Source organism: Maridesulfovibrio spiralis (SeqCode) (assembly GCF_048571135.1).
Classification (GTDB): domain Bacteria; phylum Desulfobacterota; class Desulfovibrionia; order Desulfovibrionales; family Desulfovibrionaceae; genus Maridesulfovibrio; species Maridesulfovibrio spiralis.
In genome coordinates, this window is record NZ_CP182344.1 from 3,195,618 (window position 1) to 3,213,728 (window position 18,111).

The 18,111-nt window shown below is 48.8% G+C and carries 10 protein-coding genes; 8 read left to right on the forward strand and 2 right to left on the reverse strand.

The genetic code is table 11. The features are described 5' to 3' along the window. Positions 1 to 94: 94 nt before the first annotated feature. Together ACNI29_RS14265 and ACNI29_RS14270 are read right to left on the reverse strand one after the other, a co-directional pair. Complete coding sequence (locus ACNI29_RS14265; RefSeq protein ID WP_419779033.1) at positions 95 to 271, reverse strand: hypothetical protein; 177 nt, start codon at positions 269 to 271, stop codon at positions 95 to 97. A gap of 201 nt (positions 272 to 472) precedes the next feature. After that, positions 473 to 1,531, reverse strand: a complete 1,059-nt coding sequence (locus tag ACNI29_RS14270; protein WP_419779034.1) for an esterase-like activity of phytase family protein — start codon at positions 1,529 to 1,531, stop codon at positions 473 to 475. 177 nt (positions 1,532 to 1,708) lie between these two features. Between ACNI29_RS14270 and ACNI29_RS14275 the strand changes: the two genes are divergently transcribed. The 8 genes from ACNI29_RS14275 to ACNI29_RS14310 all read left to right on the forward strand — a co-directional run bounded on the left by ACNI29_RS14275 (position 1,709) and on the right by ACNI29_RS14310 (position 18,042). Then, positions 1,709 to 4,369: a hybrid sensor histidine kinase/response regulator gene (locus ACNI29_RS14275; protein ID WP_419779035.1), complete on the forward strand. Its 2,661-nt coding sequence runs from the start codon at positions 1,709 to 1,711 to the stop codon at positions 4,367 to 4,369. Further along, on the forward strand, positions 4,362 to 5,849 hold the full coding sequence (locus tag ACNI29_RS14280) for a sigma-54-dependent transcriptional regulator (RefSeq protein ID WP_419779036.1): 1,488 nt from the start codon (positions 4,362 to 4,364) through the stop codon (positions 5,847 to 5,849). The genes ACNI29_RS14275 and ACNI29_RS14280 overlap by 8 nt, the downstream gene beginning before the upstream one ends. A 430-nt stretch (positions 5,850 to 6,279) precedes the next feature. After that, a complete protein-coding gene (gene nifJ, locus ACNI29_RS14285) occupies positions 6,280 to 9,804 on the forward strand; it encodes a pyruvate:ferredoxin (flavodoxin) oxidoreductase (RefSeq protein WP_419779037.1) in 3,525 nt (1,174 codons plus the stop codon). A 223-nt stretch (positions 9,805 to 10,027) separates the two neighbouring features. Next, on the forward strand, positions 10,028 to 11,740 hold the full coding sequence (locus tag ACNI29_RS14290; RefSeq protein WP_419779038.1) for an L-lactate permease: 1,713 nt from the start codon (positions 10,028 to 10,030) through the stop codon (positions 11,738 to 11,740). Between the two features lie 103 nt (positions 11,741 to 11,843). Beyond that, on the forward strand, positions 11,844 to 13,229 hold the full coding sequence (locus tag ACNI29_RS14295; protein WP_419779039.1) for an FAD-binding oxidoreductase: 1,386 nt from the start codon (positions 11,844 to 11,846) through the stop codon (positions 13,227 to 13,229). 1 nt (position 13,230) lies between these two features. Then, a complete protein-coding gene (locus ACNI29_RS14300) occupies positions 13,231 to 14,526 on the forward strand; it encodes a (Fe-S)-binding protein (protein ID WP_419779040.1) in 1,296 nt (431 codons plus the stop codon). Positions 14,527 to 14,733: 207 nt separating this feature from the next. Continuing rightward, positions 14,734 to 16,851, forward strand: coding sequence for a phosphate acetyltransferase (gene pta / locus ACNI29_RS14305; RefSeq protein ID WP_419779041.1), 2,118 nt, complete (start codon positions 14,734 to 14,736; stop codon positions 16,849 to 16,851). Then, positions 16,852 to 18,042 (forward strand): acetate kinase, encoded by a 1,191-nt coding sequence (locus ACNI29_RS14310; RefSeq protein WP_419779042.1) that lies wholly within the window; start codon positions 16,852 to 16,854, stop codon positions 18,040 to 18,042. Positions 18,043 to 18,111 lie beyond the last annotated feature (69 nt).

The following is an 18,111-nucleotide window of genomic DNA, read 5'->3' on the forward strand; positions in this document are numbered from 1 at the left end:
ACATAAGCATCCTGACCTCTGGGTCAGGGTGCTTTTTTTTATGCCTTCCCCACCCCCCTTTGTGATCTGGTCAAAGGGGGGACCAGCATGCCATTTATTTATTGTCTCTTGCTGAGTCCATCTGGCGAAAATCAGCATTGATGATGAAGTTGCGGTCCTGAGTGTTCCAGTTTTCAGGAGAGAGCATGAAGAGATCATTCTTGTCTTTAAGGTTTATGATCGGGCAAGTCTTCTTTTCTGTCTTTTTTACTTGTTTCTTCTGCTTTTTCATGGGGTCCTCCAATGGCTATAGTTAGGCTATTCCTAATAAGAATATAACCTCTGGAGAGAAACAAAACAATGGCTACAGGTAAAAAAAATGTGTAAAACAGCAATCCATCCGGATTATAAGTGTATTTTGTGTTTTTGTTTAAATGTCTGAAATAATTGTTTATTGTTTTATTTTCTGAGTTAATGATACGATATATAATGATTAATTTTCTGCCGAGAGATCAAGTTCAAAGAGAGTTAGCAATGTGTGTTGCGCCGGGGAGAAATTATCGTCGGAAATGATGTAAATCCAGATGGTTTCACCGGGGCCCATAACGGTATCCATGCCTTCATAGTTGTCGCGGGGGATGGGCGGGATTATGTTGCAAAAAAGGTCAGGGAAGACTGTTTTGCCCTGCACGATCTTATCGCGTTCAATGGTGTTTATTCGGATTCCGAGGGTTCCGGGGCCCTTGTAGCGGCGTTCAAGCACAAGGATTTTGTCATTGTTTAGATTGCCGGCGGAAGTTGGACGGAAATCCGAATTACGCTTATATTTAAAGGTAAGCCATTCTCCGTTATTAAGCAGTGCTCCTGCAGAGATTGCATCATCAGAATTACCGTCTTCGGTAAGAACGAAAAGGGTATTGTCGGGAAGCAGAAGCATGCTTTCGATGCCTCCGTTAAGTGGCGATTTCCTGATTAGCTCCGGCAGAGGTACAGTAGTCGCTTTACCTGAAAGATCCAGGTGTTTACCTGAATTATAGTGATTTATGCGGTGGACCCTTTCGAAGGAAACAAGATATCCTGAATCGGAGGTGTCGCTGTGATTAAGTTGCGGGGCACGGCATAGCCCTTCGGCATCAGCGTTATACTTGATGCTGAATGTCTTGCCTTTAGTATCGAGCAGTTGGCCCAGTTCCGCTTCACGCTCAACGCTTTTAAGGAAGCCTGAAGGGGTGTAGTTAAGTTTTCCTTTTAGCCAGAAGCCCATGTCTGAAACAGCTAGAAACGTAGTGCGGTCTTTGCTGATCAAGAAGTCGGAAAATCCACCAAAAGCTGGATGAGGGCTGGTTAAGAGCAGTGTTCCCCGGTATTTTAGTTTGGGATTGGGCAGAACAACTTTTTCAGGGTTTTCCGGTCCGACCTGTTCACTGAGCAGGGCCGTCTGGACCGGATTGATCTCTGGCTGTGCAGGGTTGACCAATTTGCTTGATGCTCCAAATAGAAATGAGATTGGAGTGCAGCAAAGGATGAGAATAAAGAGTATGATTTTTTTCATAGCCAGTCCTTAAGTGGAATTTTTTAGAATTATCAGAATTTAAGTAAGGTGAAAAATGTTGCTACGGTACGTTTCTTGTATAGCTTATAGTCGAACAGGTTTGGTTGCTTCAGACAAATTGCGCCCGATTTGCAGCACGCCTGATTCGCTTTGCATATAAACCGGAGTTACTGAAAAGTGAAACAGTTAATTGCTGTAACTATACTTATTATTAGCGTATTTTTGTCTTCTCTTGCTTTTGCGGAAAGTGAAAAACGCAATATCCTGTACCTAAACTCGTATCAGAACGGCTACAAGTGGTCCGATGATATTCTGGAAGGGTTGCGAAATAGTTTTCTGGAAAGCGGTCTTAATCTCGACCTGCACATTGAATACATGGATACCAAAAGGTTTAAGGATGAAGAATTTATGGAAATTCTACATTCGTATTATGTATTCAAGTACCAGAAATACAAATTCTCGGCTATCGTTGTTTCGGATAACAATGCTCTGAATTTCATGCTGCGTTACCGGGAAACATTTTTCCCCGGTGTTCCTGTTATTTTCTGCGGTATCAATGACTTCCGGCCTGAGTTGATTGCAGGGCTGGATAATTATTGCGGGGTTCTTGAAAATCCTGGCACCAAAGATAACTTGGATATTGCCCTAAAAATTAATCCCTCGCTGAAAAGGGTTGTAGTTGTCGGTGACCAGTCGGTAACCTCACGGGCAATCAGGGCACAGATTAAGAAAGCTGAACCCCTTTTCAAAGGCGTTCTTGAATTTGAACATTGGAATGACCTGCCGTTGGTTGAGTTGTTGGCCCGTTCCCGCAACATGAGCAAAAATGAGATTTTACTTTTTACTCCTTTTTATAAGGGCGCGCATGGCGAATTGTTTTCTTCGGAAGAAGTGTTGAATATTATTTATCAAAATTCTCCTGTTATGATTTTCAGCGTCTGGGAATTCTTACTAGGACACGGTATTGTGGGTGGTAAGCTGTTGTCCGGTACTGATCAGGGCCGCAAGGCCGCTGAGATGGTTCTGCATGTACTTGATACCGGACAGATGCCTGATCCGCGGGTTATCAAGGTCACCAATGAATATTACATGTTTGATTATAACGTGTTGGAGCGATTTAAGATTAACAGTGACCTGCTTCCCGATGACAGCGTAATCATCAACGAACCGGATTATTTCTATAAATTAGATAAGCAGGTTTTTTGGACCATTATAGTTTCTATTCTCGGACTGAGCATGATTCTGGTCATGCTGATTATTTCCATTCTCCAGCGCCGCAAAGTTGAAAAGCGTATCAAGGCCCAGCTATCCTTTCAGGAAATCCTTATGGATACCATACCGCTTTTGATTTGTTGGAAGGATAAAAAACAGCAATATCTCGGAGCTAACCACTCCTTTACAGATTTTTTTGGGCTTGGTTCTCCGTGGTCGCTAGTAGGGCTGACGGATTCCGAGATTGACGTTCACAAAAGATTCGCCGAGCAGGCTGCAGTCTGGGATAAGAAGGTTTTGCAGACCGGTAAGCCGCGTATGGGCATCAACTGGTCTCTTATCCGTGAAGGAGAAGATCCGGTCTGGCTGGAAATCAACAAGGTTCCGCTTTACAATGAAAAAGGGGAAGTTGTCGGTACGCTGTCCACTGCTGAAGATGTCACCCGGAAGGTCAACCTTGAAAAGCAGCTCCTGCAATCTCAGAAAATGGAAGCTATCGGGACACTTGCAGGCGGAATTGCCCATGACTTTAACAATATCCTGACTTCTATCATGAACTCGGTGGAGCTGGCATTAAGCGATATCGAAGAAGGCACCATTACGTGGAAAGATCTGGACCGGGCCATCAAAGCCGCCCAGCGCGGCAGCCGTGTAGTTAAACAGATTCTGACCTTCAGCCGTCCTTCACAGGAAGGGTTTAAGCCCACTGATATCGGTGAGGTTGTGAAGGAAACTGTCGATTTTATTAAAGCTTCCCTGCCGCGAAATATTCGGGTATCAGCCAAGGTCCCTGAAGGTGCGCCGCTGGTCATGGCCGACCCGACCCAGATTCATCAGGTTATTATGAACCTTTGTACGAACTCCTTTCAGTCCTTGAAGGGCAGGGGAGGGCGTATTAATGTTTCACTGACGACTGTTGAGGTAGAAGATGAGCAGGCGCAGTTCATGAGGGTAGCACCCGGTGTTTATCAGCGTTTGGAAATTACTGATAATGGGCCGGGGATTTCCGTTGAAATTCTTGACAAGATTTTTGATCCCTTCTTTACAACTAAAGGTAAAGCTGAGGGGACGGGGCTGGGGCTGGCGGTTGTGCATGGATTGATTAAAGGGCACGGTGGCGGAATTTCTGTGAACAGTACCCCGGATGTGCGGACCTGTTTCGAGATATTTCTCCCGGTACAGGGCCAGCTGCGTGATGTTGTTCGCAAAAGTTATGGCGGGTTGCCTATGGGGCAGGAAAACATCCTTTTTGTAGAGGATGATGAAGATCAGCTTGAAACCACACCGCGCATTTTGGAAAGCCTTGGTTATGACGTCACAGCCCTTGCTTCCCCGGAAAAGGCATTCAATATGATTGTGGATGAGCCGGGACGTTTTGATATTATGATAACAGATTACGACATGCCGCAAACCAACGGTCTGGAACTCTCCCGTATGGTTCAGGATGTGGCTCCGGATCTACCAATTCTGGTTGTTTCCGGCAGGCGTAATGTGCTCAGTTACGTGGCTGATGCCGAATATGATGTGAAGAGTGTCCGCAAAGTTTTGATGAAACCTTACAATAAAACAATTATCGCCGACGCAATTCGGGAAGTACTTGCTTCCACGGAGAATATAGATGGGTAAAATTCTGATTATTGATGACGATGTGCAGGTTTGCGAAACAATTGAGAGTCTTATCGCCCGTGCAGGACATGAGGCGGTTAGCTCATACAATTTGAATGATGGCCTTGCCAAAGTCAACAACGCTGCATATGACCTCGTTTTTCTGGACATTTCCCTGCCGGACGGCAATGGGCTGGATTACCTGCAGCAGGTTAAGGACTCCTCAGGTAGTCCTGAGGTGATCATCCTCACCGGTAAAGGCGATGCAGACGGGGCTGAGCTTGCTATTCAGGGCGGGGCTTGGGATTTTTTGGTTAAGCCTTCATCCGTGAAGCAGATTACCCTCTCCATGCGTCGGGCCTTGGAATTCCATGCTGAAAAGCAGAACAAGGCTCACTGTGTAGCCCTGAATCTTGATAATATCGTCGGAAAAAGTACAGAAATAAAAACTTGTTACGATCTTATAGCTCATGCCTCGGGGTCAGATGCCAACGTGTTGGTTAACGGTGAGACCGGAACAGGGAAGGAGCTTTTCGCTCAGACTATCCACGAGAATTCGAAGCGGGCTAATAATAATTTCGTGGTCGTTGACTGTGCTTCTCTGACGGAGACTCTGGTGGAATCCACTCTTTTCGGTCACAAGCGCGGTTCATTTACCGGAGCTCAGGCAGACCGGAAGGGCCTTATCCCGTTGGCTGATAAAGGAACCCTGTTTCTCGATGAAGTAGGGGAGATGCCATTGGCCGTGCAGAAGTCCTTTTTGCGCGTGCTGCAGGAGCGTACTTATCGCCCGGTAGGCGAGAATAGGGAGTTTAAAAGTGATTTTAGGCTGGTAGCTGCAACCAACCGCGATCTCGAAGCCATGGTCAGCCGTGGTGATTTCAGACAGGATCTGCTTTACCGTATCCAGACTATCCATATTTACCTGCCGCCCCTTCGTGATAGGGGAGGAGATATCCGCGAGCTGACTTCGTTTCACCTTTCACGGCTTAGTTCTCAGTATGGCGTGCCGCCCAAAGTTGCGAGTTCTGATTTTTATGATGTGTTGGACAACTACGAGTGGCCGGGGAACGTGCGTCAGCTTTTCAATGTCGTGGAGCAGGCGTTTGTTGCTGCAGGAACAGGCAACACTATCTATGCCATGCATCTCTCTGATGCCCTGCGGATCAAGATGGCAAAATCCAATCTGAAGAAGGGGGAAGATCTTCTGCAGACTCTGCAGGATGCATCTACTTCTACTTCTGCACTGTCATCTGGAAAGGTGTCTGAAAAAAAAGACTTACTCAAACTGAATCAAGATTCAGTCTTTGACGATGCAGTGGTAGATATCCTTACCGGGGAGCTCCCCCCGTTAAAAGTTTTTAAGGGTATGGCCGAGAAAAAATACCTTGAAGAGCTATTGCTAAGACATCAAGGAGATACTGCATCTATCTTAAAAATTTCAGGACTTTCCCGTTCTCATTTCTATGCTCTTTTGAAGAAGCATGGGATCAATGATTAATACAAGTGAGTAGTTCATGTGAGCGGTTTTCTTTAAGATAATCATTGAATAAGTGTTCAGTCTGGTTTTTAAGACTAAGCCTTGTCTTTTTTTGAAGACAAGGCTTTTTTTGTGTGCTGCAGGCCGAAAGCGTTGGGATGCGGGCTTTTTCTCCAATGTTTCAGTTTGTTCACGATAGAGTGCATATTTAATGGCATCTGTATTGTCTTAAATTTCGGACAAGATTGAACTGTTGATATTGGTCGCAAAGGGAAGACTTCGTTAACTAGTTGAATATTCAGTTCTTTGTCCGCGATATAATGTTTGGCACACAAATTGTAAACTGAGGCTTATGTGAGTGTTCAACCTTGCGCCTTGGGTTCCGATTGTTTCAGCAAGGTTTTTATTACTCGGTGAGGTTTTACATTAATTCTCTTAAGGAGCTTTTTTAATGGCTAAGAACATGAAAACTATGGATGGTAACACAGCTACCGCTCACGTTTCCTACGCGATGAGTGATACAGCAGCCATCTACCCCATCACTCCTTCATCTACCATGGGTGAAGTTGCTGAAGAGTGGGCAGCGCAGGGCCGTAAGAACATCTTCGGCCAGGTCCTCAACGTAAAGCAGCTTCAGTCTGAAGCTGGTGCTGCAGGTGCTGTACACGGTGCTCTCGCAGCTGGCGCTCTTACTTCTACTTATACTGCATCGCAGGGTCTCCTGCTTATGATCCCCAACATGTACAAAATCTCCGGTGAACTCCTTCCCGGCGTTTTTCATGTTTCCGCCCGTGCAATCGCTGCGCAGGCACTTTCCATCTTCGGTGATCACCAGGACGTAATGGCTTGCCGCCAGACCGGTTTCGCGATGCTGGCTTCCAGTTCTGTACAGGAATGTATGGACATCGCTCTCATTTCCCACCTTGCATCCATCGAATCAAGTGTGCCTTTCCTGCACATGTTCGACGGTTTCCGCACCTCCCACGAAATCCAGAAGATCGAAGTTATCGATTACGAAGACATGAAGTCTCTCGTTGATTGGGATGCGGTTGCAGCTTTCCGCGCAAGAGGCATGAATCCTGAGAATCCCTCAATCCGCGGTACCGCTCAGAACCCCGATATTTACTACCAGGCTCGTGAAGCAGCCAATGGTTTCTACGATCAGCTTCCTGCTATCGTTACCAACTGCATGAAGAAAGTTGGCGACCTGACCGGTCGTTACTACAAACCTTTCGACTACGTTGGTCACGAAGAAGCTGAAAGAGTCATCGTAGCAATGGGTTCCGGTTGTGAAGCAATTGAAGAAGTAGTTAATAAGCTCGTAGCTGACGGTGAAAAAGTCGGTCTGATCAAAGTCCGTCTCTACCGTCCTTTCCTTACTGAGTACTTCCTCAATGTTCTGCCCGCAACCTGCACCAACATCACAATTCTGGACCGCACTAAAGAGCCTGGTGCTCTTGGTGATCCCCTGTACCAGGACGTATGTACTGCATTTGTTGAAAGCGGCATGAGCCCCGTTGTTACTGCTGGTCGTTACGGTCTCGGTTCCAAAGAGTTCCGTCCTAACATGGTTAAATCCGTGTTCGACAACATGAAGGCAGCCGGTCCCAAGAACCACTTCAACGTAGGTATTGAAGACGACGTTACCAACACTTCTCTCGCAGTTGGTGCTGAACTTGATACTACCCCCGCTGGCACTGTTCAGTGTAAGTTCTGGGGTCTTGGAGCTGACGGTACTGTTGGCGCAAACAAGCAGGCTATTAAAATCATCGGTGACAAAACCGACATGTACGCACAGGGATACTTCGCATACGACTCCAAGAAGTCCGGCGGTATCACCATGTCCCACCTGCGTTTCGGTGATGAGCCCATCCAGTCTACTTACCTCGTAACCAGCGCAGACTTCATTGCATGCCACAACTCCAGCTACGTACACCAGTACGACCTGCTCGAAGGCATTAAAGAAGGCGGAACCTTCCTTATCAACTCCCCCTGGTCTGCCGAAGACATGGAGAAGGAACTTCCCGTAGAACTGCGTCGCACTATCGCTGAGAAGAACCTCAAGTTCTACACCATCGACGCTGTTAAAATCGCAGCTGAAGTTGGCCTCGGCGGTCGCATCAACATGGTAATGCAGACAGCATTCTTCAAGCTCGCTGATGTTATTCCTTTTGACGACGCTGTTGCGTACCTCAAAGAATCCATCAAAAAGGCTTACGGCAAGAAAGGCGACAAGATCGTCAACATGAACAACGCAGCTGTTGACCAGGCTGTTGCCAACCTTGTTGAAATCAGTGTTCCCGAATCTTGGAAAAACCTCACTGAAGACGAAGCGGCCGTATCTGATGAGCCGGCATTCATCTCCGATGTTGTCCGTCCCATCCTTGCTCAGAAAGGTGACAACCTGCCTGTTTCCGCTTTTGAGCCTGACGGCCTCTTCCCTCTTTCCACTGCTCAGTTCGAAAAACGCGGCGTTGCTATCAACGTTCCCGAATGGCTGCCTGAAAACTGCATTCAGTGTAACCAGTGTGCATTCGTTTGCCCGCACGCAGCTATCCGTCCCGTTCTCGTAACTGAAGAAGAGCTGAAAGACGCTCCTGATACCTTCGCAACTCTTGATGCAAAAGGTAAAGAGCTCAAAGGTCTCAAGTACCGCATGCAGGTTTACGCACAGGACTGCCTCGGTTGCGGTAACTGCGCAGACATCTGCCCCGCTAAAGAGTCCGCTCTGGTTATGAAGCCCATCGCTTCCCAGCTGACCTCTGAAGTACCCAACCTTGATTTTGCCCAGACTATTCCTGAAAAGGATGGCCTCATGAGCAGAACCACTGTTAAGGGTTCCCAGTTCCAGCGTCCGCTGATGGAATTCTCCGGTGCATGTTCCGGTTGTGGTGAGACTCCCTACGTTAAAGCTATCACCCAGCTCTTCGGCGAGCGCATGATCATTGCAAACGCCACCGGTTGTTCCTCCATCTGGGGTGCTTCCGCTCCGACTACTCCTTACTGCACCAACAAGAACGGTCACGGTCCCTCCTGGGGCAACTCCCTGTTCGAAGATGCAGCTGAGTTCGGATACGGTATTGAAATGGGTATTTCCCATCGCCGTGAAAAACTGGCCGACCTCGTTGGCGAAGCTGTCGAAGCAGGCGTTCCCGCTGAACTCGAAGCCGACATGAAAGCATGGCTGGAAAACAAAGATAACGCAGCTCTTTCCGAAGAGTACGGTCAGAAAGTTGTGGACGGCATCTACGGTGCTCCCCAGACCGAACTTCTCGGCGAGATCGCAGAAATGGAAGATCTGTTCACCAAGAAATCCCTCTGGGTATTCGGTGGTGACGGTTGGGCATACGACATCGGCTTCGGCGGTGTTGACCACGTGCTCGCTTCCGGTCGCGACATTAATATCCTTGTAATGGATACTGAAGTATACTCCAACACAGGTGGTCAGTCCTCCAAGGCTACCCCTCTCGGCTCCATCGCCAAGTTCGCAGCTGGTGGTAAGAACACCGGTAAGAAAGACCTCGGCCGCATGATGATGAGCTACGGTTACGTATACGTTGCTTCCGTATCCATGGGCGCTAACAAGCAGCAGTTCATGAAGGCAATCCAGGAAGCTGAAGCTTACCCCGGTCCTTCTCTCGTAATCTGCTACGCTCCCTGCATCAACCAGGGTATCCGTAAGGGTATGGGTAAGACCCAGCTCGAAATGAAGCTGGCAGTAGATTCCGGTTACTGGCCGCTCTACCGCTTCAACCCCATGCTTGCTGACGAAGGCAAGAACCCCTTCGTGCTGGAGTCCAAAGCTCCTGACGGAACCATGCAGGAATTCATGGCCGGCGAAAACCGCTACGGTCTGCTTGAGCGCATGAACCCCGAAGCATCCAAAGAGTACCGCGCTAAAATCGAAAAAGATTATAACGAAAGGTACGAAATCTTGAAATACATGGCTGACGCTGATTTCAGCGGAAGCAAATAGCACCACCCGCGCCTGCGGACGGGCCTGCACAGGTGGCCCGTCCGCAGCACCCCCTCTAACTGCGATTGGAAGGTGTATCGTAGCATGAGGAGGGCAGGGTAGAAGTCCTTCAACAGACTTTTAAAAAAACGTTGAGCCTGTGTCGCCTTTATGTGGTATGATGAATGCGTTTTCATCAGAGGGTGGCAAGAACAAAAGCATTTCTTTTGCTTAAGGAGGAAACATGTCTGTAGGAATTTTAGCCCTTGTTGCGATCATCCCGATCGTACTGGCAATGGTACTGATGGTCGGTCTGCGCTGGCCCGCTACTAAAGCTATGCCCGTTGCATGGCTGTCTGCTGTCGCAGGTGCAATTGCCGTATGGAACTTGCCTGCAAGTTACGTAGCAGCTCTTACTGTTCACGGATTTATTACCGCTATCGGCGTTCTTATCATCGTATTCGGTGCGATTATCATTCTTTACACCCTGCAATATTCCGGCGGTATGGAAACCATCCAGTACGGATTTCAGGGTATCAGCCGTGACCGCCGCGTACAGGTTCTGATCATCGGTTACCTGTTTGCAGCATTCATTGAAGGTGCTGCAGGTTTCGGTACTCCCGCAGCTCTGGCAGCTCCGTTGCTCCTCAGCCTTGGGTTCCCCCCTCTCTGTGCAGTTGTAATGTGCCTTGTTTACAACTCCTTCCCGGTAACCTTCGGTGCGGTTGGTACTCCGGTTATTCTCGGTATGAAATACCTGACTTCTTATGTTGATCAGGCTATTGCCGCAGCAGTTCCCGGCCTGAACTTCAATTCCATGGAAGCTTTCGACGCTCTGGTAGGTCAGTGGGCGACTGTAATGCACATTCCCATGATCTACATTCTGCCCATCTTCATGCTTGGTTTCATGACCCGTTTCTTCGGTGAGAACAAGAGCTGGTCTGAAGGTTTCGGCGCATGGAAATTCTCCCTTTTCGCTTCCACCGCTTTCTCCGTACCTTACCTCTTCACCGCATGGTTTGTTGGACCTGAGTTCCCCTCTCTGCTTGGTGGTCTCGTAGGTCTCGGTATTGCTGTACTCGGTGCTAAAAACGGTTTCTGCGTACCCGAAAAATCTTGGGACTTCGGTGCTCCCTCCACTTGGGATGCTGAATGGACCGGTACTGTTTCCGCTGAAAACTCCGGTGAATTCAAAGCTCACATGAGCCAGCTGAAAGCATGGACCCCTTACATTCTTATCGGTCTCATCCTTGTTGTTACCCGTATCCCCGAGCTCGGCCTCAAAGGCATGCTCGCAGGCGTTGCTATCCCCTTTAAAAACATCCTCGGTTTCGAGTCTGTTAACAACTCCATCAAGATTCTGTACCTGCCCGGTACCATTCCTTTCGCACTGGTTGCAGTACTGACCATCTTCATCCACGGCATGCCCATGGATAAAGCAGCGACCGCTTGGAAAGAAGCAATCGCAAAAATGAAGAACCCCACCATCGCACTGTTCTTCTCCGTAGCTCTGGTATCCATCTTCCGCGGTTCCGGTATTGCTGATGCAGCCCTGAACCCCAACGGCTACATGTCCATGCCTCTGGCACTGGCTGAAGCTGTATCCGGTCTCGCCGGTCAGACCTGGCCCATGTTCGCATCCTTCGTTGGTGGTCTCGGTTCCTTCATCACCGGTTCCAACACTGTATCCGACCTGCTCTTCGCTGAATTCCAGTGGGGCGTAGCCGCTAAACTCGACATGCCCCGTCAGATCATCGTAGCAGCACAGGCTGTTGGTGGTGCAATGGGTAACATGATCTGCATCCACAACATCGTTGCGGCATGTGCGGTTGTTGGTCTCTCCGGTATGGAAGGTCAGATCCTCAAGCGTACCGTATGGCCCTTCCTGCTCTACGGTCTGGTTGTAGGTATCGTAGCCTGCGTACTCTCCTTCGTAATGTACCCCACTCTGTTCTAATTAAATACGTCCTCTCAGGGCCGGAGACGGCTCCGGCCCTGAGTTTTAATTAGTCGGATTAATATATACCAAGATTGTTTTTTAGATTCAGGAGCAAAAAAACATGTCCAACGCTAAATTAGCCAAAGACTTTGAAAAGATTGTAGGTGCAGGAAATGTCATGCACGAAGAAGCTGACCTCCATGCATACTCTTACGATTCTGCAGTACTTGATCCCCAGGTACCTTCACTCGTAATAAAGCCGACTTCAACCGAACAGCTCGGCCCCGTAACCGCACTTTGTAACGAACACGGTCTTCCCATGACTGTACGTGGTGCAGGCACCAACCTTTCCGGTGGAACCATTCCCCACCCCGGCGGTGTTGTTGTACTGACCAACGGTCTGAACAAAATCCTCGAAATCAACGAAGAAGACCTCTACGCAGTTGTTGAACCCGGTGTTGTAACCGCACAGTTTGCAGCACAGGTTGCCTCAAAAGGACTTTTCTATCCCCCGGATCCGGGTTCCCAGGCAGTTTCCACCATCGGTGGTAACGTTGCTGAGAACGCAGGCGGACTCCGTGGCCTTAAATACGGTGTTACCAAAGACTACGTCATGGGCATGGATTTCTATGATGTAAACGGTGACCTGATCAAATCCGGTTCCCGCACCGTTAAATGTGTAACCGGCTACAACCTTGCCGGCCTCATGGTTGCTTCCGAAGGAACTCTGGGTGTGTTCTCCAACATCATCCTCAAGCTCGTTCCTCCGCCGAAGGCATCCAAAGCGATGATGGCTGTTTTCCCCGATGTTCACAAAGCATCCGAAACCGTTGCTTCCATCATTTCCAACCACATCGTACCCTGTACTCTGGAATTCCTCGATAACTCTGTTATCCGCTATGTTGAAGACTTCACCAAAGCCGGTCTGCCCACCGACGCAGGTGCTATCCTGCTTATTGAAGTTGATGGCCATCAGGCTGAAGTTATTGAAGATGCTGAAAAGGTTGTTAACATTTGTAAGAAGTGCGGCGCTAACGAAGTTAAGATGGCAGAAACCGCTGAAGAGCGTGACGCTCTCTGGTTCGCTCGCCGTAACGCACTGCCTTCCCTTGCACGTGCAAAACCGACTACCGTACTTGAAGATGCTACCGTTCCCCGTTCCCAGATTCCTGCAATGATGGAAGGTCTGGAAAAGATCGCTGCCAAGTACAAACTCGACATCGGAACCTTCGGTCACGCCGGTGATGGTAACCTTCACCCCACCATCCTCTGCGATAACCGTAACAAAGAAGAGTTCCACCGTGTTGAGGAAGCTGTTAACGAAATCTTCGAAGTTGCCCTTTCCCTCAAAGGAACCCTTTCCGGCGAGCACGGCATCGGCATGGCAAAATCCAAGTGGATGGAAAAAGAGACCTCCAAGGCTACTCTCGAGTACTCCCTGAGAATGAAGCGTGCTATCGATCCGAAAGGCATCCTGAACCCCACTAAGATCATCGGAGACGTTTAGGATGGAAGATCTCAAGCAATTAGCACAAAACCTCATGGAGCTGGACGACCAGATGGTCGCCTGCATGAAGTGCGGTATGTGTCAGGCAGTATGTCCTGTCTTCGCCGAAACTATGCAGGAAGCAGACGTAACCCGCGGCAAGATCGCTCTTCTCGAGAAGCTTGCCCACGAAATGGTTAAAGATGCTGATCAGGTTAACGATAAGCTGAACAGATGCCTGCTTTGCGGCTCCTGCGCAGCTAACTGTCCGTCCGGCGTGAAGATCATGGATATCTTCATGAAGGCGCGCGTTATCGTTACTTCCTACAAAGGTCTTTCCCCGGCTAAGAAGATGATCTTCAAGGGACTCCTTACCCGTCCCAAACTCTTCAACACTTTGACCGAGATGAGTGCAAAGTTTCAGGGGCCGTTTGCAAAGATTGCCGACCAGGCTTCTGGTGCAGCGAGCTGTGCCATGCTGAACCCGCTTCTCGGCGAACGTCACTTCATGCCACTGGCGAAAAAGCCTTTCCGTAAGGATTATCCTGAACTGGATACCCCCCGCGGCAAGAGCGGTCTGAAAGTGGCTTTCTATCCCGGTTGTGTTGTGGACAAAATGTTCCCCAATGTCGGCCACGCGGCAATTAAGATTCTTGAACACCACGGCGTTGGAATCTTTCTGCCCAAAGGACAGGCATGCTGCGGTATCCCCACACTGGCTTCCGGTGATCAGGATACCATGGTTGCACTTATGAAGCAGAACATCAAAGCTTTCGAAAACGGAACTTTTGACTATCTGGTTACCCCTTGTGCTACCTGTACTGCAACCCTGCATGAAACCTGGCCTAAAATGTGCGACAACGAAGATTCTGTTTTTATTGAAAAAGTTAAGGATCTCGCAGCTAAGACTATGGATATTAACGCATTCCTCGTTGACATCGTGGGCGTTAAGGCTCCTGCAGAACCCAAGAAGGGCGGAAAGGTCGTTACCTACCACGACCCCTGTCACCTCTCTAAATCCCTTGGCGTTACTGCTCAGCCCCGTACCTTGCTGAAAAATAGTGATCAAGTGGAATTCAAGGAAATGAACGAAGCCAACCGTTGCTGCGGCTGCGGTGGTTCTTTCAACCTTTACCACTACGACCTCTCCAAGAGCATCGGTGAGCGCAAAGCGGGTAATGTCCGTGATGCTGGTGCCGATATTGCTGCAACCGGTTGTCCTGCATGTATGATGCAGCTTGGTGACATGCTGTCCCAGACTGGTGGTGGAGTAGAGGTTAAGCACGTTCTCGAAATCTACGCCGATTCCCTCAAGTAGTATACGAAAGTAGTCCAGAATGATTTCATTCTGGACTACTTCACTAAAAACAGTTCAAATAGGGATTGGCTGGAAACAATTTTCCGGGTTTGTAGGATCTTTTTAGTCAGATCCGGCCCAAGATCAACTTAATGAAATAGCGTGGACTCTTCAAATGCGGCTCTGAAGGTTCCAGCCGTTCGCGCTTTTACACAGGAGATAATCCCAGTGTCCAAAAACCTTTACATCACTGCCACCGAAGAGAAGAGCGGTAAATCTGCAATTGCTCTGGGCGTGATGCAACTGTTGCTGAGAGACCTGCAACACGTCGCTATCTTCCGACCCATCATTAATGATAGTCAGAGCGGAGACCGTGATCACGACATCAACCTGATCATGAAGCACTTCAATCTGGACATCAATTATGAGGACACCTATGCCTACACCTTGAAGGAAGCACGGGAACTCATCAACAGCGGCAAACACTCCCTGCTGCTGGAAAATATTCTCAACAAGTACAGCCTGCTTGAAGAGAAGTACGATTTCGTGCTTTGCGAAGGAACCGACTTTCAGGGTAAAGACCAGAACTTCGAGTTTGACATCAATGCGGAAATCGCCGCTAACCTCAGCTGCCCCGTGCTTCTCGTTGCAAACGGAAGAGGGAAAAGTGCTGACGACATCATCGCATCTACCCAGCTTGTTATCGATGCTCTCGAAGATAAAGGCGTAGACACCGTAGCCGCTGTAATCAACAGGCTTACTGCTACCGACGAAGAGAAAAATGAAATCCTTTCCAGCATCAAGTGCAAAGCCAGATGCACCCAGGAACTCCTCGTTTACGGTATTGATGAAAATGAAAGTCTGGGTAATCCCAGCATGAACGACGTTCGCAAATGGTTGAACGGATCTGTTCTTTACGGACATGGAAGACTCGATACTCTCGTAGATGACTATGTTATCGCAGCAATGCGTATCGGTAACTTTCTTGAGTACATTGAAGACGGCAGCCTGATCATCACTCCAGGTGACCGTTCCGACATCATTCTCAGCTCACTGGCTTCCCGTCTTTCCAGTTCGTTTCCGGATATTTCCGGTATCCTGTTGACCGGTGGCCTGCAGCCCAGTGCAAGCGTTCACCGCCTGATCGAAGGTTGGACCGGTGTTCCCACTCCCATCCTTTCCGTGTCCACTAACACTTACCGCACTACACAGCTGCTGAGTGAATTGTACGGAAGAATTGATCCTGAAGATCAGCGTAAAACCGCTTCCGCTCTGGGTACTTTCGAAGCAAACGTTAAAACTGATGAACTCAGACACCGTCTGGTCACCAGCAAGTCCAGCAAAGTTACTCCCAAAATGTTCGAGTACAAGCTGGTTCAGAAAGCTAAAGCCAACAAACAGACCATCGTTCTGCCTGAAGGTACAGGTGAAAGGGTTCTGCGTGCAGCTGATATCCTTACACGCCGCGGCGTAGCTGACATCGTACTGCTTGGTAAAGCTGACGAAGTTGCAGGAAAGATTTCCCAGCTCGGTCTTGAGATGAATGATGTGCGTATCCTCGATCCCGAGTCCGCTCCTCAGTTTGACGATTACTGCGAAACTTACTTCAAGCTGCGCGAACACAAAGGTATTCGTATGTCCGATGCCCGTGACCGCATGCTCGACCCCACTTACTTTGCATCCATGATGGTGCACAAAGGTGATGCCGACGGTATGGTTTCCGGATCTGTTACCACTACAGCACAGACTATTCGCCCTGCATTTGAGTTCATTAAGACCAAGCCTGATGCATCTATTGTATCCAGCGTCTTCCTGATGTGCCTCAAAGACCGCGTACTGGTCTTCGGTGACTGCGCGGTTAACCCCAACCCCAACGCCGAACAGCTTGCCGAGATCGCATTGAACTCTGCTCAGACTGCCAAGATCTTCGGTATTGAGCCTCGCGTGGCTCTCATGTCTTACTCCACCGGTCAGTCCGGTAAGGGTGCAGATGTTGAGAAGGTTAAGGAAGCTGTTAAAATCGCTAAGGAACGTAATCCAGATCTGAAGCTCGAAGGCCCCTTGCAGTACGATGCTGCTATCGATCCTGCTGTCGCTAAGACCAAGCTTCCTGACAGTGAAGTAGCGGGTCAGGCTACCGTTTTTATTTTCCCTGATCTTAATACTGGTAATAATACATACAAAGCTGTACAACGCTCCGCCGAACAGTCAGTTGCGATCGGCCCTGTGCTCCAGGGTCTTAATAAGCCTGTGAACGACCTCTCAAGGGGCTGCACTGTTCCGGATATTGTTAATACTGTCGCAATCACAGCAATTCAGGCAGCAGCCGAAAAAGGACAATTATAAATGAAAATCTTAGTAATTAATGCTGGTAGCTCTTCTATTAAATATCAGCTTTTGGACATGGCTTCCGGCAATGATCTCGCATCCGGTATTGTAGAGCGCATTGGTGAAGAAATGGGTAGCATCAGCTACAAAACCAGCGAAAAATACACTGCCGAACAGCCTTTCCCCACTCACAGGGAAGGTATGGTTGAAGTCATCAACCTGCTCACCGATGCCGACAAAGGCGTTGTAAAAGACAAAGCTGAAATCGCAGCTATCGGCCACCGCATCGTTCACGGCGGCGAGCTTTTCTTCGAGCCTGTTGAAATCGACGAAAAAGTTCTGCAGGGCATCCGCGATTGTATCCCTCTCGCACCTCTGCACAACCCCGGTCACGTTATCGGCATTGAAACTTCCATGGAACTGTTCCCCGGTGTGAGACAGGTTGCTGTTTTCGATACTTCTTTTCACCAGACCATGGAACCCAAAGCCTACATGTACGGCGTACCTTACGAGTACTACGAAAACTGGGGCCTCAGAAGATACGGCGCACACGGCACTTCCCATAAGTATGTTGCCCGTGAGACCGCTAAACTTCTCGGCAAGCCCCTTGAAGAGTGCAATATCATCACTGTTCACCTCGGCAACGGTGCTTCCATCTCCGCAGTCAAGAACGGCAAGTGCTACGACACTTCCATGGGCCTGACTCCTCTCGGCGGTATCATCATGGGTACCCGTTGCGGTGACATTGACCCCGCAATTGTAGGTTTTATTGCAGAAAGAACCAAGCAGAGCGCTGCTGAAGTTGTAGCAACCCTGACCAACGAATCCGGTCTGAAAGGCATCTGCGGTTCCAACGACTTGCGTGACATCCACGCCCGTATCGAAGAAGGCGATGAAAAAGCTAAACTCGCTCTGGACATGGCCTGCCACCGTGTACGTCAGTTCATCGGCTCATACGCTTTCGAACTCGGCCGCGTAGATGCTATCGTATTCACCGCAGGTATCGGTGAAAACGACGAAATCTACCGTGAGAATTGCCTCTCCGGCCTCGAAAACTTCGGTATTACCATCAACAAAGAAAAGAACGATAACTGGGATAGAACTCCCTCTTACATCAGTGATGATGAAGGCGCTGTAAAGGTTGCTATTATCGCCACTAATGAAGAACTCGAAATCGCAAACGATACTGTAGCAGTTCTCGGACTGTAGAAAGTATATATTGAAAAAACCGGGGTGAAGTGTGGAAGGCTTCACCCCGGTAGAAGAATGGACAGGCCT

What these genes read in the sequence shown, in the direction of transcription:
- nifJ (WP_419779037.1), top strand. Translation starts at nt 6,280, where the DNA reads ATGGCTAAGAACATGAAAACTATGGATGGTAACACAGCTACCGCTCAC.
- ACNI29_RS14265 (WP_419779033.1), bottom strand. Translation starts at nt 271, where the DNA reads ATGAAAAAGCAGAAGAAACAAGTAAAAAAGACAGAAAAGAAGACTTGC.
- ACNI29_RS14295 (WP_419779039.1), top strand. Translation starts at nt 11,844, where the DNA reads ATGTCCAACGCTAAATTAGCCAAAGACTTTGAAAAGATTGTAGGTGCA.
- ACNI29_RS14300 (WP_419779040.1), top strand. Translation starts at nt 13,231, where the DNA reads ATGGAAGATCTCAAGCAATTAGCACAAAACCTCATGGAGCTGGACGAC.
- ACNI29_RS14280 (WP_419779036.1), top strand. Translation starts at nt 4,362, where the DNA reads ATGGGTAAAATTCTGATTATTGATGACGATGTGCAGGTTTGCGAAACA.
- ACNI29_RS14310 (WP_419779042.1), top strand. Translation starts at nt 16,852, where the DNA reads ATGAAAATCTTAGTAATTAATGCTGGTAGCTCTTCTATTAAATATCAG.
- ACNI29_RS14270 (WP_419779034.1), bottom strand. Translation starts at nt 1,531, where the DNA reads ATGAAAAAAATCATACTCTTTATTCTCATCCTTTGCTGCACTCCAATC.
- ACNI29_RS14290 (WP_419779038.1), top strand. Translation starts at nt 10,028, where the DNA reads ATGTCTGTAGGAATTTTAGCCCTTGTTGCGATCATCCCGATCGTACTG.